Annotated in this window: 15 protein-coding genes and 1 pseudogene; 7 read left to right on the forward strand and 9 right to left on the reverse strand. The window is 32.2% G+C overall.

From position 1 onward, the window contains the following. Window positions 1-68 precede the first annotated feature (68 nt). Window positions 69-2,156 carry a putative ornithine decarboxylase gene (locus FFM71_RS06265; RefSeq protein ID WP_137611318.1) on the reverse strand — a complete coding sequence of 696 codons (2,088 nt, stop codon included), beginning with the start codon at window positions 2,154-2,156 and terminating at the stop codon, window positions 69-71. 237 nt (window positions 2,157-2,393) lie between these two features. Between FFM71_RS06265 and FFM71_RS06270 the strand changes: the two genes are divergently transcribed. Next, the gene (locus FFM71_RS06270) at window positions 2,394-3,842 is read left to right on the forward strand and encodes an APC family permease (protein WP_373278792.1); all 1,449 of its coding nucleotides are present in this window, start codon (window positions 2,394-2,396) and stop codon (window positions 3,840-3,842) included. A gap of 1,114 nt (window positions 3,843-4,956) precedes the next feature. On the opposite strand, the gene FFM71_RS06280 is transcribed toward FFM71_RS06270, so the two are convergent. The 5 genes from FFM71_RS06280 to FFM71_RS06300 all read right to left on the reverse strand — a co-directional run bounded on the left by FFM71_RS06280 (window position 4,957) and on the right by FFM71_RS06300 (window position 9,846). After that, window positions 4,957-5,154, reverse strand: coding sequence for a hypothetical protein (locus FFM71_RS06280; protein ID WP_223876488.1), 198 nt, complete (start codon window positions 5,152-5,154; stop codon window positions 4,957-4,959). Between the two features lie 46 nt (window positions 5,155-5,200). Further along, entirely contained in the window at window positions 5,201-5,929 is a 729-nt protein-coding gene (locus FFM71_RS06285) for a CPBP family intramembrane glutamic endopeptidase (protein ID WP_137611320.1), read from the reverse strand. Between the two features lie 100 nt (window positions 5,930-6,029). After that, on the reverse strand, window positions 6,030-6,278 hold the full coding sequence (locus tag FFM71_RS06290; protein WP_137611321.1) for a helix-turn-helix domain-containing protein: 249 nt from the start codon (window positions 6,276-6,278) through the stop codon (window positions 6,030-6,032). An 18-nt stretch (window positions 6,279-6,296) separates the two neighbouring features. Then, window positions 6,297-7,676, reverse strand: a complete 1,380-nt coding sequence (locus tag FFM71_RS06295; protein ID WP_137611322.1) for a bacteriocin secretion accessory protein — start codon at window positions 7,674-7,676, stop codon at window positions 6,297-6,299. A 13-nt stretch (window positions 7,677-7,689) separates the two neighbouring features. Beyond that, entirely contained in the window at window positions 7,690-9,846 is a 2,157-nt protein-coding gene (locus FFM71_RS06300) for a peptide cleavage/export ABC transporter (protein ID WP_306437280.1), read from the reverse strand. A 224-nt stretch (window positions 9,847-10,070) separates the two neighbouring features. Between FFM71_RS06300 and FFM71_RS06305 the strand changes: the two genes are divergently transcribed. The 5 genes from FFM71_RS06305 (at window position 10,071) to FFM71_RS06325 (ending at window position 13,299) form a co-directional block, all read left to right on the forward strand. Next, complete coding sequence (locus tag FFM71_RS06305; protein WP_137611323.1) at window positions 10,071-10,205, forward strand: EntF family bacteriocin induction factor; 135 nt, start codon at window positions 10,071-10,073, stop codon at window positions 10,203-10,205. A gap of 37 nt (window positions 10,206-10,242) precedes the next feature. Beyond that, the gene (locus FFM71_RS06310; RefSeq protein ID WP_137611324.1) at window positions 10,243-11,553 is read left to right on the forward strand and encodes a GHKL domain-containing protein; all 1,311 of its coding nucleotides are present in this window, start codon (window positions 10,243-10,245) and stop codon (window positions 11,551-11,553) included. Then, window positions 11,550-12,299, forward strand: coding sequence for a LytR/AlgR family response regulator transcription factor (locus tag FFM71_RS06315; protein WP_137611325.1), 750 nt, complete (start codon window positions 11,550-11,552; stop codon window positions 12,297-12,299). Before FFM71_RS06310 ends, FFM71_RS06315 begins: the two co-directional genes overlap by 4 nt. Before the next feature lie 260 nt (window positions 12,300-12,559). Next, window positions 12,560-12,754 (forward strand): hypothetical protein, encoded by a 195-nt coding sequence (locus FFM71_RS06320; protein ID WP_137611326.1) that lies wholly within the window; start codon window positions 12,560-12,562, stop codon window positions 12,752-12,754. Between the two features lie 53 nt (window positions 12,755-12,807). After that, window positions 12,808-13,299 (forward strand): DUF6568 family protein, encoded by a 492-nt coding sequence (locus tag FFM71_RS06325; protein ID WP_223876489.1) that lies wholly within the window; start codon window positions 12,808-12,810, stop codon window positions 13,297-13,299. A 602-nt stretch (window positions 13,300-13,901) separates the two neighbouring features. Here the strand turns inward: FFM71_RS06325 and FFM71_RS06330 are convergent. Both FFM71_RS06330 and FFM71_RS06335 read right to left on the reverse strand, forming a co-directional pair. Then, a complete protein-coding gene (locus tag FFM71_RS06330) occupies window positions 13,902-14,219 on the reverse strand; it encodes a hypothetical protein (RefSeq protein ID WP_137611327.1) in 318 nt (105 codons plus the stop codon). A gap of 113 nt (window positions 14,220-14,332) precedes the next feature. Then, window positions 14,333-14,548 (reverse strand): bacteriocin, encoded by a 216-nt coding sequence (locus tag FFM71_RS06335; protein WP_137611328.1) that lies wholly within the window; start codon window positions 14,546-14,548, stop codon window positions 14,333-14,335. Window positions 14,549-15,027: 479 nt separating this feature from the next. Between FFM71_RS06335 and FFM71_RS06340 the strand changes: the two genes are divergently transcribed. Continuing rightward, window positions 15,028-15,111, forward strand: a complete 84-nt coding sequence (locus FFM71_RS06340; RefSeq protein ID WP_137611336.1) for a leucocin A/sakacin P family class II bacteriocin — start codon at window positions 15,028-15,030, stop codon at window positions 15,109-15,111. 335 nt (window positions 15,112-15,446) lie between these two features. Here FFM71_RS06340 and FFM71_RS13605 read toward each other — a convergent pair. Continuing rightward, window positions 15,447-15,597: pseudogene (locus FFM71_RS13605) on the reverse strand (IS630 family transposase); the annotation flags it as partial.

Raw genomic sequence — 15,597 nt, forward strand, 5'->3', positions numbered from 1 at the left:
TTCATTAAGGCAAAGATATCACAGTAGGTGAAAATCTCTATTATTCGAAACCGGCATCCTTAAAAATCCTATTGTTTCAATACTTCAGCTTGAACGGCAATCTTGCCTTCTTCATTTTGTGTCCAATAAACGCCCTGAATTTCTGGTACAAATCCTGGGAATCGTTCAATCGCACCAACTAAATCCTCAAAATACTCTAAATCTATATCAGCCCACTTCTCGCCTGGTGCCACGATAAATACCCCTGGAGGGTATGGTAATGCTCCTTCGACAGCAATTCGGCCTTTAATATCTTTCAAATCAACTAACTCACTTTGATTTTTCATAAACAGCTGATCTGCTTTTTCTGGTGTCATTGTATAGTCTTGCATATCAGTTTTGGCAAACAGCTTCTTTTGTAAGGTAAACGTTTGGTTATCACGATAATAATCGTGCATTTCTTGACACAATTGCTTCAACGTGTAGCCGTCATAACGCTTCGGATATTGTTTGGCTAGCTTAGGTAATACCTGAGTTAATGGTGCGTCTTCAAAGTAAAATGTTTCAAATTCCAAAAAGGCATCTAATAAAATATCCAATTCTTCTTTTGTATCTCCCGGTGTTAACAAGAATAATAACGAATTCAAATCATCCTTAGCACGGATAATACGTTTTTCCATCAAAAACTCAGCTACAACGGGACCAGGAATTCCGGTCTCTTGATATTGCGCGTTTTCTACATCAATACCCGGCGTTATAACGGTAATTTTCAATGGGTCGATCATGGCTTGACCGGCTGCTATCTTCTTAAAGCCATGCCAGTTATCTGCTGGATTCAGTTGCCAATACTTACTGTTAGTTGCCAATTCATCCGTACTGATTTCAGCAAAATTATCAGGGACAAACGGACGAAATAGTTTGGATTTTTTCAATAAATTCTTACGCCATTCAATACCTAAGCGTAACGTCTCATCCCACCAGTTTAGATTTCCTTGTCCGGCGGTTAAATAGGCATTAACAGTCAATGAGGCATAGATTGGATACGAATAACTAGAGGTTACGAACTTCAAATAGGCGTTATTGAAATGCTTATGATCGACATAACGATTCTGACCCTTCAAATGTGCATCCTTCTTGAGAATTTGAGAAGTTTGAGCTAATCCAGCTTGTTGTTTATGTAACGACTGCGTTACCAGAATTCCGGGATCATCGGGACCATATTTCAATGATAGTGGCGACAACTGTTTCATGATTGGGACGAATTGTTCAAAACCACCCCAGGCACAATCGAATAAAATATAATCACACAATGAACCGATTTTATCAATCATCCATTTGGCATCGTAAAAAACACCATCATAGGTATCCAGCTGCACGATGGCTAATCTAAATGGACGCTTAGCTTGAGCCTTTTCGGGGGCAACTTTGGCAATTTCTTTTCTAATCTTAGCCTCGTCTAACGCCTCTGGATCCATTTCACCAATTAGTCCCAATGGATTACGGTCGGTAGGAATGTAGACTGGCTTTGCTCCACTCATCACTAAAGCACTGTTATAGAGTGATTTATGGTTGTTACGGTCGAACAAAACTAAATCATCTTGAGCAAGCAGTGCACTGGCACAAATTGAATTAGCACTGGTAGTCCCGTTGGTACAAAAATAAACTTTATCAGCGTTATATGTTTGAGCTTCTTTTTGTTCAGCGGTTAATGGGGTTCCACCATGTGTCATCGTATCGCCTAATTCATCAACTGTATCGCTGGTATCAGCAAACATCAGATTCTTACCAAAGAACCGATTGAAGACTACTCCTGCAGGATGTTTGTCATAATATTGACCGTTATGATGTCCCGGAGTCGTGAAACTGACGGGTCGATCTTCTGCAAAGTTAACTAAGTCGGTTAAAAATCCCGGTACCATCTTGGTTTCATACGCGTTTGCTGTTGTACTAATATCTTTTTCAGAAATTTCATCAGCACCAACTTGAATAATAGGGATTCCCAGTCCTGATGTTTTTTGTAGATTTTTCGCAATTTCGATAGCAGTCGAATCGTGTTCATTGAGCACAATAGCAACCAGCTCAGCAGGATCAACATCACCTGTAAATGGCACAGTTGACCACGTTGTTGCGTCGTTTATTTTCACATCATTACCAATGGCAATTTTCAGAAAATTCATAATTTCCCCCTATTTTTTAATTATTTTCATAAAATCTATTGCAAATATTATATAAATACCTATAATTTTCTGGGTACGTTTTTTTTCGCAGTTTTTATAAAAATATCACAGAATGATTATATCTACTAATTGAGGTCGTAAACAAGTGAAATTAAATAGTTCTTTGCTTACCTTAAAACCCCCTAACTTTAAAAGTCCTTTCTAACTAGATTTTTAAACAATTCGGGGGCAATAAAATTGGAAACATTAGAACCAAATAAAACACATTATTTAAGATGGCAAGTCATCGCTTTGATCGACTTTGTTACCATCATCAGTTTTGAAAATATCTTCTATCCTTTTCAAAACCAAGGACTATCTGTGGTTATCTCATGGATCTTCCTACTTTTCTCATACGTTATTCCTTATGCACTGATCTCTAGTCAAATGAGTTTAACCTTTGATAATCAAGCTGGGGGCCTGGCTTCTTGGGTTCGTCACAGTAGTAATGATACTTTAGGTTACTGGACTTCATGGATGTATTGGGTCCAAAGTGTTCCTTACATCGTTGACGTTTCTAACTCAGTTATCGTTTCATTCAGTTGGATGTTTCTAGGTAACAACACCTTAGATGATAAAATGTCACCATTCTGGTTTGGTATTTTAACATTCGTTATTATTTTAGTTTTCATTATGCTAGAGAATGTTATTAAGAACTCTCTAGAAATCCTTTCATTGATTGGTGGGGGGGCGATGTTTATCATGTCATTCCTCTTCGTTCTACTAGCAGGTTATGCGGTCCTACATGGTCACCATATCGCTACACAACCATTCAATTGGGGCGCTTTCAAACCATCATTTAGTTTGAAATACTTCTCAACCACTGGACTATTGATTTTTGCCATGTCTGGTGCCGAATTGGCTGCTCCTTATGTCGTCCAAATGCGAGATCCAAAGCATGAATTTCCTAAGGCTATGTGGCTCTTGGCCATCATGACTGGATTTTTAACTATCTTTGGTACTTTGGCTTTGGCAATGTTCTTCAATGCCAACCATATTCCACATGATTTCAAAATGAACGGTCCTTACTACGCTTTCCAACTCTTAGGCAATAGTTTGGGCGTTGGTAAATTGTTGATGTACATCTTCGCTGTCGTTCAAGCAATTTTCATGATGGCTCAATTGGCCGTCTTGTTAGATGCTTCAAGTCGTGTCTTTGCCGGTGACGTTGCTGACAAATTCATGCCTAAGTGGTTGACTAAGAAAAATAAAAACGGTCGCCCCATTCACAGTTACACAATGACAACTGCCTTAAGCTTGTTCCTATTGTTATTGACAGGGACTTTACCAAATATTAATACGATTTATAATTGGTTACTAAACATTAACGGAATCATTTCACCATATAAGACTTGTTGGGTCTTCTTCGCCTTCGTAGCAATGCGTTGGAATCAAGATAAGTTCCATTCTGATTACACATTTATCAAGAATAGAACTGGTGCCTTACTAGTTGGTGGCTGGTGTCTAGCATTTACCTTTATCTGTGCTACTTTAGGATTCATCCCTCAAGAAGCCAAATTTGGTACTGGTGCATTCAACCATCAATTAATGTTAAACTTCATCACCGTTATAGTTTTATTCGGACTTGGCTTCGTTATGCCATGGTTACGTAAACGTGAACAACGTCGTGAAGGTTTGATTGATTAGCAAAAAATAATAGCTCTAACTCTTGTTTAATTTAACGAGAGTTAGAGCTATTTTTATTGAGTCCTCTAAAAATTGAAAGTTTAAGTAAGTATGTCGTTTCCAGAACTGAGAGTATTCAACTAGTTTATCTTTTATATCAGCCTTTGCCTGAAGTCCAATTTTTCTCTCAGGTTCAGATATATTAGGATCCAACACAAAATCATAAATCTTTTCGATTATTTCCAGTACTTCAATTTTTTCTTTATTTTTACGTTTAAAAATCATCGTATCATTATTTTCATTAGCAATTTTATTTTTGAGGACCGAAAAGAAATCGCATTGAGCAAGTTCTCTTTCCTTATGGGGACAACTATTAAGGCACATGATCTAAAATAATCATTATTTCTAATATTTCTTATCAATCATAAAAGATATTGGAAATAAAGATTATCAGTAAGATTGAATGAAATTTAACTATCATTTCTCACCCTTATCCCTTATAACCACTGCATGGTAAATTTGTACCAGTGCAGCCATCACCCATATTGCCGATGAGATGTAAAAAGAATTACGAAATGTTCTAACGCTAATAATAAGAAACAGAATTGCTAAATATAAATTGATATTCTTATAAAACTTTTTATTAAAAGTAAACTTCAAATGTACTCCTCCTTTTTAAAGCGGTATCCATCACTTAAAAATTCAGTTTTCATCTCAAATATTCTTGAACAAATATAGAATATTTGAAATAGCTACTACCAAGTAAATCGTGATTGTCCCTACCAAAACACTCAAAAAAAACTATCTTGCTTAAGTAATTTTGAAACAAAATCATTAACAAATCCCGAAATACATATGGCAATCAATAACTCCAAGCCGATTGTTATTTTCTTTTCCTTTTTCCACCAGATATGAAGATCATAGTATTTTTTTAAATGAATTTTCCTACGCTTTATATTCATTAGTGATGTGGATGATATCCCTTATTGAATCCCTTTGCAATCTGATTACTATGGTCAAATGCAGATTTAATCAGATATCCTCCTCCAGCTATAATCCAGGGCCAAAATCCACCTCTTGTTTCCTTCATGTCGTATTCTGACAAATTTGGATTCTTCCCTTAAGTACTATCTCATTAGAGAAAAGCAGACAGTCCTAAAACTGTTAAAATAACCCCAATTACAAGAGACGACCACATTGCTAAAGGAGCAAATGGAGATGTGCCTTTATTTGCATTTTTCTTTAAATTCTTATAGTAAAAAACGGTTATACATATTTGCCAAATACCAATGACCAAAAATAGAATAGCTGCAATTATATCGATTTTACTCATTATGATGTCACCCCTACAATTATTTTAAAATCTTAATTGGTTAACTTTATTGTGCTACTTTTTTATTGAATATAAATCCATGGAGTTGAATTAAAGAAATAAGACAAGCAATTAAACTGATTACTACTACTATCATTAATATCGCATATGTTTGAGAATTGGTAAGTGCTGCGGATGCTCCTTTAGAAGCTAATAAAGGCAAATCACTAATTAAGTGAAGTACGATAACTAGTGATAAATTATTTGATTTTAAATATAAAGTTCCAAAGAGCATCCCTGTTGCGAATGCTAAAATTATTTGAGACAAAATCACTAAGAAAGATCCATGTTCAAAATTGACTATATGAGCAAAAGCAAAGCCAACACTGCTAATTAGTACTGCTATGAATAATTTATTATTCGTTAATCTAAGGCTCAAAGGGATTAGAATTCCTCTATATATATACTCTTCGCAAATAGCAATCATTATTATAGTCATAAGGCCCATGAGAATTGGACCCTTAATAGAGAGTACAAAAGGATTCTTTGTTAACAACAGTAATACAATCGCTGGAATAGCATTAAGAAGTTGATAAAATAGTCTTTTGCCGGAAAAAACATCAACTTTAACATGCAACCAAGTTTTGTTTAAAATCACAATCAGAATTAAAGCAATCAAATCGCAACTTATTTGTTGATAACTTTTTGGAAGCCAGAAAATTAATGATGGTATCAAGAAAAGACACAGTGGTAATAAAATAAAGGTTGCAAAAAATTTCTCTAAATTTTTAGACATTATTCTTTCTTCACACTTTCTGTTTCAGATTTTAACTTTGAAAACCAATTTCCTTCAGGGTCCAAATTAGCTAACACAATTCTTTTGCTTCATTTTTTCATCATGTAATCAAATCCTCAACCGTTAATCCATATGTGCTACAAAACTGCATAATATAATTCAAATCAGGGTTCCTTCTACAAGATTCATATTTCGACAAAGTAGATTGATCAATCATCATATCCATTGCCATTCTTTGTTGAGTTATCTTTTTTTGATGTCTAATATTTTTCATATTCTCACACACAACTGGATATACATTGTCTCCACCTACTATTAAGCTTAAATTTTTTTCATTAAGTTCAATCATAAAATCTCCCCCTCAAAATCAGTTCTTGTTCAATAATTTATCTCGATAATATCTAAAGAATGATTCTTTTCCAGTAATGATATTGGTTTTACCACTCATACCATAATGTATCTCAGAGGCAATATTATTATCATTTTTTGCCGACGCAGTTATGACATAATAAGTTCCTTTATTAATCGGTACAGGTGCAACACTAATATTATTGATCTTTCCGTCAATAATAATTGGCCTCGGAACGTTACGCGTTATTTCTAAACGCATATGTTGTCCCCTTTTAATAGACGAAATATCTTTTGAAGATACGTAACTCTGGAGTTTTATCGTATTATGCCGCTGTAACACAGGATAAATTTCAGCAATCTCTGAACCAGCTCCAACGTATTTGGCACCTTTCAGAGTTTGATTATTCATATGAATCACACCAGATTGCTTAGCCTTTATATACGAGCTCTTGCCAATTTCATTTAATTCCTTAATATTAGTATCGATTTCTTTTGCCTGTTCATTAGACTTAACTAAATCACCAGAGATACTCTTTAATTGATCATTTTGAAGAGTATCCATTTTATTCTTATTGGAATCAATATTGTAATTAGTATCATTAAAATCCTTCAACGAATCTTTCTGAGATTGGGTACTCTTCACTTCATCGTTAAGGCTATCAATCTGTTGTTGTAGATCCTTTAAATAACTTTCTTTAACTGCCAATTTAGCATTAGAATCATCAGAATTCTTCAGCTCTGAGTTATATCCATCGTAAACATAGCCATAGGCTGCATTAGAGGGATAAGATTTACCAACTTTAATATCGTTAAAAATAGTTTGATATGCCAACAAACTGGATTGTTTTTGCTTAATTGTTTCATCATATAAGTTCGAAAGTTGTTTTAATTTACTGTCCGAAAAATTAGACTTATCTTTCAACATTTGATTCTCAATATTGTAGATATTACGTTGATTTAAGTAACTTTTTAGCAGGTCATGATACCCAACAACATCGTCTGTCTTAAAGGTATCTTGATTTGACTCAACACCGCCTTTGAATGTTTCTAATCCTTTAATCTGGTCGTCAACATTAACTTTTTGCTCATTCAAAGCATCTAGCTTGATAGTATTACTAGTATTCTTGAACGTAACTAGAATTTGACCTTTTTTGACGTATTTACCCTCTGATAAATAATTGTTTTTGATAGCACTATTAGATGATGACTGAACAATAGGAATACTATTCCTACTACCTAATTCACCAAAGGATTCAATTGTCACTTCACGTTTCATAAAGCAGGTGAACAATACTAATAATACAAATAGTATAGAAATGGGAACTATCAATAAGGTTGAAAAATTATTAAACCTTTTATTATAAAATTCACTGCTCTCTAAAAATTTCTTATCCATAACAATTGTTCCCCTAATTATTCAAAAGGTTAAAGTAATACCCTTTTTTATTTATCAATTCTAAATGGCTACCTTTTTCGACAATCTTGCCTTTGTCCAAAACCACGATATCATCTGTTTTTTTAGCGATAGAAAGTCTGTGTGCAATAAAAATCACGGTTAAATCCTTTATCGCCATCAGATTGTTCATAATTCTATTCTCAGTAATTGAATCTAAACCACTGGTAGATTCATCAAATATCAATACTTTGGCTGGTGATAATAAAGCTCTAGCAATAGTGATACGTTGCTTTTGCCCTCCTGATAAGGTATTTCCATTCTCATCCAGAACAGTCTCAAATTGTAGAGGCATTTTCTCAATATCCTTATCAATTTCAGCAATATGACAAGCCCTGATAATATCTTCATCACTCACATTTTCTCGACTGCCAAGTGTTAGATTCTCCAAGATACTGCCTGAAAAAACATAGGGTGACTGCGGTATATAATTTATAAACCGCCTTAATACATGTTTATCTATATTTTGAACATCAAAATTATTGACATAAACATTACCTTTATTAGGTTTAAAGAAATCGACCAATAATTTTACTAAGGTCGATTTACCTGAACCACTCATTCCGACAATTGTTAATTTCTCACCTGAACGAATCGTTAGGTTGATATCATTCAAAACATTCTCACCATATCCGTAACTATAATCGACTTGCTCCAGCTTAATATCACCGGTCAACCGTTTGGAATCGGTAATCGAGCGATTTTCTTTAAATTCTGAATTAACCAAGTAAACCTCATTCAATCGATTGTTAGCTACCTTAGCGGATTGAAGTTTTGGCTGTAAGTTAATAATATTTTGGAGTGGATTCACAAAGTATGCTAATAAAGCGTTATAAGTCATCAATTGACCAATGGATAATTTATTTTTGGTAACCATAATCGCTCCAACCCATAAAACTACAACGTTTAAAATCAATTGTAAAAATAGTTTGATTGCTTGCTGAAGCGTATCGACTTTCGTATAGTTCAAACTTTTCTTCAAAAAATCGACAAATTCACTATCTATTTTTCCATATCGCTGTTTCTCACTTGTTAAAGCCTTAATAGTCTCAATCCCATGGATATCTTCAATGATGGACGAGTTTAAAACAGATCCACTTTCCATTTCCTTTTGATTCAAGGTTTCAAATGGCTTGGAGAAAACCCAAATCATCAATATATAAATCGGTAGTGAAATTAAGGTAATAAAAAACAACGTACTGTTTTGAATAACCAAAACAGTACCCATAATAATGACAATCCCTACATCCAGAAACATTGAAATAATCGTACTCGCTAGAGCATCAATAATTTTATTAGCATCATTAAACCGTGAAACAATTTCACCAGTTTTTCTAGTCGCAAAGAAATCCATTGGTAATTCAAAAATATGTCTGATATATCCTAAAATAATGTCAATTGCCAAACGTTGACCGAGAATAGATAATAAAAAATCTCTTGAATAGGTAAACATCGATTGAAAAATATACAAGACAATCAATCCCAAGGAGACGATTGCTAAAGTACTATTCATATTGTTGGGAATATATGTATCAATCACCGTTTGTAGGAAGTAAGATCCTAAAATACTAATGATTGTGATGAGTAGTGCAGCCAGAATAATATTAATAACCAATCTTTTTTGTTTGAACAGCACTGGAACAAAGGAAAACAGTGATTCTTTTTTATCAACGGACGCTGGTTTGTACTCTGAAGTGGGAGCAAAAAATAACGCTACCCCAGTCCATTCAGAAGCAAATTTCCGGTAACCCATTTTGGATACTTTAACTGTGGGGTCAGGATCGGCAACGATAATATGATTTTTAGTACATCCAAGAATTACATAGTAATGTTCTAATGTTTTGTTTTTAACAACATGGGCAATGAAGGGATAAGGAATGTCTTTTTCTTTAAAAAGCGTCATATCTGCTTGAATAGCTTTAGTTTCAAAGTTTAACTTTTGAGCAGTTTTCACTAAACCAAGTGCCGTGGTGCCCTCTTTATCAGTTTTAGCCAGATTTCTTAGTCTAGCGATTGAATAGCTGGAACCATAGTTTTTTAGGATCATGGCTAACGCAGCCACTCCACAATCGCTTTCGTCTACTTGTGGTATGTATATTTTCTTGTTAATCATAATTTGAACATCCCTATTTATCTTCTTATGAATACATTGTATTAGTTCATAAGGATTAAACTTAATTAACATCCTAAAGAGTCCATTAATAAATATTCAATCAAGGATTATTGAAACATGGGTTATTCACGATAACATATCACGCTGTTCAGGACATTTTGTTTCATCTCCTGCAATTTATGAAATACTAATTTAAGTTATATAAATATTAGGAGGAATTAATTATGAAAAATGTTGAATTGGATAACAAAGAATTACGTAATATCGTGGGTGGTAAAAGAACATCTAATGCATCTGAATTCAGCTCCAAATCAGATTTAGGCCAATGTATCCTTTCTTTTTTTAAAAAATGCAATTAGAATATTAGTAACGTCTACGCAATTATAAGGGGATACTATGATCTACATTGGTACAAAAGCATTAATCATTGAGACGGTTATATCTCGTCTCTTTTTTTTATTTATCTTTATGGAAACTTACAATATGGCTTTGATTCCTAAAGAGAAAAAACCATTGATTTTGGTCTATTACTTTCTTTTATTAGTCATAGATTTCTTTATGACACCATTTATGATTTTTGCTTATATTTTTATTCTATATAAAACGTTACAAACAAAGAAAAATGATTATTATCTTCTAACTTCAATTCTCATTAGCTTGCTTGTTCCTCTTATAGCCGAAATTATTAGCTCAATTGTGTTGTCTCCAATTTATGCATCAATAACTAATTTAAACGATGCAATTATGATTACAAGTCAATTAAGTTTACAGCTATTGGGAATCGTTATTTTTAATTACATTTTCCATAAAAGGTCAATAATAAATATATTTCGAAATCTTAAATCGTGGGTTCCAAGTTTGATTGGTATATACTCTTATGCAATTTTAATATCTTTTATATATTTCATTCAAAAATTTAAAGCCTACACAGCCTTAATCTCTGGTATCTTAATTTTTCTTTTCATTCAATTTATCGTAGTTATTTATCTATTTATTTATACATATAATCGCCAAAAAGAAAATTTCGAAAAAAAACTAACAAATGATCAATTAGAAAATTTAAGTCAATACACTGCTCAATTAGATGCTGATCAAAAAGAAATGCATAAGTTTAAGCATGATTATAGAAATATACTCAACAGTCTAAACGAAATAGCTATCGCAGACGATAATATTGATTTAAAAAAATCCTTAAACGAATTGGAAGGATATTCTTCAAAATATTTTAGTAATATTTCGATGGATGATTTTAAAGACTTGGAATATGTATCAAATACTTATATAAAGTCATTATTGCTGGGAAAATTCAAGATTATGAAGGCTAATAATATTAATTGTTATTTTGAATGTAAGAGTAATATTGCCAAAGTAAGTATTAATATTTTTGATTTAATAAGAATAATGGGAGTATCTATAGATAATGCAATTGAAGCTGTTAAAAATCAAAAAAAAGGGAAAATTAAAATTATTTTGATAAATTCAAATGATCAATTGGACATCACGATAAAGAACACCATTACTAAAAATATTCAATTAACTAAAATTGAAAATTATGGTTTTACAACTAAAAATAATCATTCTGGCCTAGGCTTGGTTAATATTCAAGATATCAAAAAAAAATATCAGAATCTACTGGTTCACTACGACATAATCGACAATTTATTTTCTATCAATTTTGTTATATCTAATAAAGGAGAATTAAAATGAGTTATCCCATTATTATTTGTGAAGATAATCCAATTGAACTAAAACATATAAATACGCTAATCGAAAACTGTCTATTATTTCATGAAAATTTCTTTCAAATAGAATGTTCTACAAATACCCCTCAAAATGTAATTAAATACATTAACGAATCTCTTCCTACCCATGGTACATATTTATTGGATATCGATCTTCAATCTTCAATTGATGGAATTGACCTTGCCAAGAAAATAAGAGAAGTCGATGTTCAAGCAAATATCGTATTCACTACGACCCATGATGAATTAGCTCCTGAAACATTGAAAAGAAAAGTTGGTGCCATTGGATTCATTGAAAAGGGACAAATCATGGAAAATTATCGAGATGATATCTATGGGACTCTTGAATATATAAAAAGGTTAATTGAAAAATCTAAAGAATATCAACAAAAGAATTTTACATTCGTGATAGGAACACAAATGTATAACTTTAATCAAAATGAGGTCTACTCTATTACTTCATCCCAAATTCCACATCAATTAATTTTTTTATCTGAACATGGACAATATGAATTCTATGGAAAATTAAAAGATCTTGAACAAAAATACTCATTCCTTTTTAGAATTAATCGGTCATGCTTAATTAACCCTATTAACATAAGAAAGATTGACTTTCCTTCTAGAAGAATCACTTTAAAAAACGGCATAATCGATAAATTCTCAATAGGTAAGGCAACTAAGCTAAAAAAAATACTCTTATCAATAAATTAGAAATATTCTCTAGTTTGAAAGTTCCAAATACATAATACGAATACTTAAATTTTATTTAAAACTTATATTTAAAACTATTAAACCTATCTATTAAGAGACATTTCTTAAATTATATATTTTGCTATCATTAACATATATATAGTTCCAATTTGTTAACTAAGATGTGATTGACCCGTACTAAAGATATTTAATCTCCCTTTTATAATAATCCTGCTAACCTATACTCATGGATATCCAAAAAAAATAAGGAGAAAATAATCATGAACAACATTGACAAATCAACTTTAAACAATGAACAATTGGCTGGTATTACTGGTGGTAAATGTACTGCCAATGCCGCCACAAAGGCAATGATAACCGGTGGTATCGGAGGAGCATTTGCTGGCGGACTACACGGCGCCGCAATTGGAGGATTGGGTGCTGGTGCTACATATGGATTGACATGCTGGTGGTAAAAAGCAAAAAAGGATGACGTAACAATCCGTCATCTTTTTTTTAGGAGATATTAATGATGAAAAAAGTGAAAATAGTATTTACATTCATTAGTTTACTAATACTCGCTGGTGCTCTAAAATTTAATACTACTCAAGTTAAAGCTGATGATAATATTCCGGAAATTTCGGAAGACGAATATTTGGGTAATATCACAGGTGTCAAACAAATCAATTCCAACGATTATCTCAATTTGGTAAATGGTAAAAACAAGGACTCTAATTTTATTATTTTCTTTGGATTTAAAGAATGTAAGTATTGCCGTGCGGTTTCACCAATCTTGAAAGAATATATATCTGAAAATAAATATCCTATTTTCTATATGAACATGGACGAAAGCTTTCAAAATACAACCCAAAACGATTACAAAGAAATAAACAAATCTTTTGGAAACTTTGGTTTCCACGGCACCCCTACATTTATATATTTCAAATCTAATAAAATCCAAAATATGATAGTAGGTTATCCACTTACTATCAATCAATTTGAAACAATCGATACTATATAGGTATTGATCTATGAAAAAACTTGAAAATAAAGATTTTAAATTTTTTTTGATAATGTCCTTCGTCACATATATAGTATACAATCTAACGGCCAATTCTAACAATTGGCTCAATTCTGAAATAATACTACAAGTAATTTTGGAAAGTATTATCGCTACTATTGCATTTCATTATTTATAGTTGAAAAAATGAATATAACAAAAGAATGTCGGTCTTAAATATCGAATCCATAAAATCATCTTTGAAGGTTTATTAAAGTTTACAAGTTCTATATAGAATAAAATCCCCGTCATATCGGGGATTTTTTGTACAAAAATAGACATGAATCACTTCACATCTGTATACTTAAGGCGTCAAAACCAAATACACAAAGGAAATTCATGTCCATGACTACTATACAATATAATGACCACAATATTCATGAATCTTTTAATTATTTTTCGAAATTGGCACACTTGCCAAAAATTATTCAAAAATCTAACATAAAAAAATCTCATGAAATTAAATCAGAACCACTGTCGGTTAGAGTCTATTTCTGTGCTTGTAACCCTTAGTTAAAGTTACAAAGCTCAAACGAATACACTGAGTCACATATGATTACCACTCACCAATATAAACCCATTCCCGAAAAAAGCTTGTAACCTAGGTCCCTGAACGATGTTACTCTATGCCACAAATTACTTTCTTGATTATTTAATACAACGCCCTCAGATCTTTTTAAAATAGAGGCTTTAGTAATAAAAAATTGAAAAGTACCAAGAAATGCAACGCTTTCATCCTTCTTAAGTTCAATTAAAGTTTCACTAACATACTTTGCAGTTTCTGAATTCCCATGGTATTTATTTAATGCTCTACTCAAATCATCTACAGCCATTATTACTTCTTTCTTTTTATTATCCATATCATATTTTTTCTCAATCATAACGCCGCACCATTATCTTCTATTCAAAATATTTTTTAATAATAATAAAATGAAACTAGATTATAAAAAAAATGACTCTTAAATACGAGCCATTTGTTAAAAGTGTTCATAGTTTAATTTGAATCACATCCAAAAGGACCACGTATACCGCCAAATCCGTAAGCGATACAAGTATTAATTTTATTTGCAAGTGTTCTACTGGCTGAAGATGAATGTATGGACTTACCTCCACCTTTCATACCGCTACCCCAATTATTAGTACCAGGGTTATATGCATCGCCACCAATAATCGTCGACAATTCTTTTTCTGATAATTTCTTATTCATCATTACGTTGGTTCTCCCTTCCTCTTTATGGTTATATAATAAATCTAAATAATAATAAAGATATGCCAGTTTGGAATATCATAAGATTATGCATAAAAATAAGGTACTTCTTTCCTATGATTCTAATTTTCATATACATATAGTTGATTCACATAAAGAATGGAACAATTTTCCATGCAAGAAATTTATAACACCCAATAAGTTACATAATCACCATTAATAATCAATATATAGGTGCTACTAGTGAATTAAATAAAAATCTAAAAATATTCATGAATGGCTTCTATAGGGGCCTTTAAGTAAATGTTTGACCTTTTAATTCTCTCGGGAAACATGGCTAAACTATAGATGACATTTTATACCGAATTGGATTACAAACTGTCATAGTTAGTTTTGGATATTAAATCAAAAAAAATAAAGGGGATATTATACATATGAATGAATTACATTTTAATGAACTAGATTAAAAAAACCTTTCTACCATTAATGGAGGTAAATATTATGGAAACGGTGTCTATTGTGGTAAAAAGACCTGCCAAGTTGATTGGGGACAAACATGGGGATAAATTGCTGGTAATATGGTTGCTGGTTGGGCTCATGCCGGTGGTACTAAATACCCTACTCATGCATAGTTCATATTTGTTCATTTTTTTAGAATTTGTAAGCAATAATACAAATATTGAAATTATCATCTAAAAAATTCATAATCAAATATTATTTCTAGATAGCCATATTCCGGTCTTTACATTTTACTTATCTAAAAGTTGAAAGCACAAAAACAGATCACACCTCTTGAGACACTTGAGGTGTGGTAGAAAAAATGGTCTTTTTTCAATGTGAAGGATACATTTCAAAATCATCAACCAATCTAGTGGAGCGTAGCTCTCATGTTTATATTTAATCAACCTTCAAGTTTTGGATAAAGTGAATGTAATTTTATACGTGCATCTGCAGTTGTGAATTGCCAATCTATTGATAAATTTTTAGCATTACGTTCACTACACCATGCTGCTACTTCTCGTTTTAATTGTTCCATTTCTGGAATTCGCCTG

The sequence above is a fragment of the Companilactobacillus huachuanensis genome (assembly GCF_005404815.1).
Classification (GTDB): Bacteria; Bacillota; Bacilli; order Lactobacillales; family Lactobacillaceae; genus Companilactobacillus; species Companilactobacillus huachuanensis.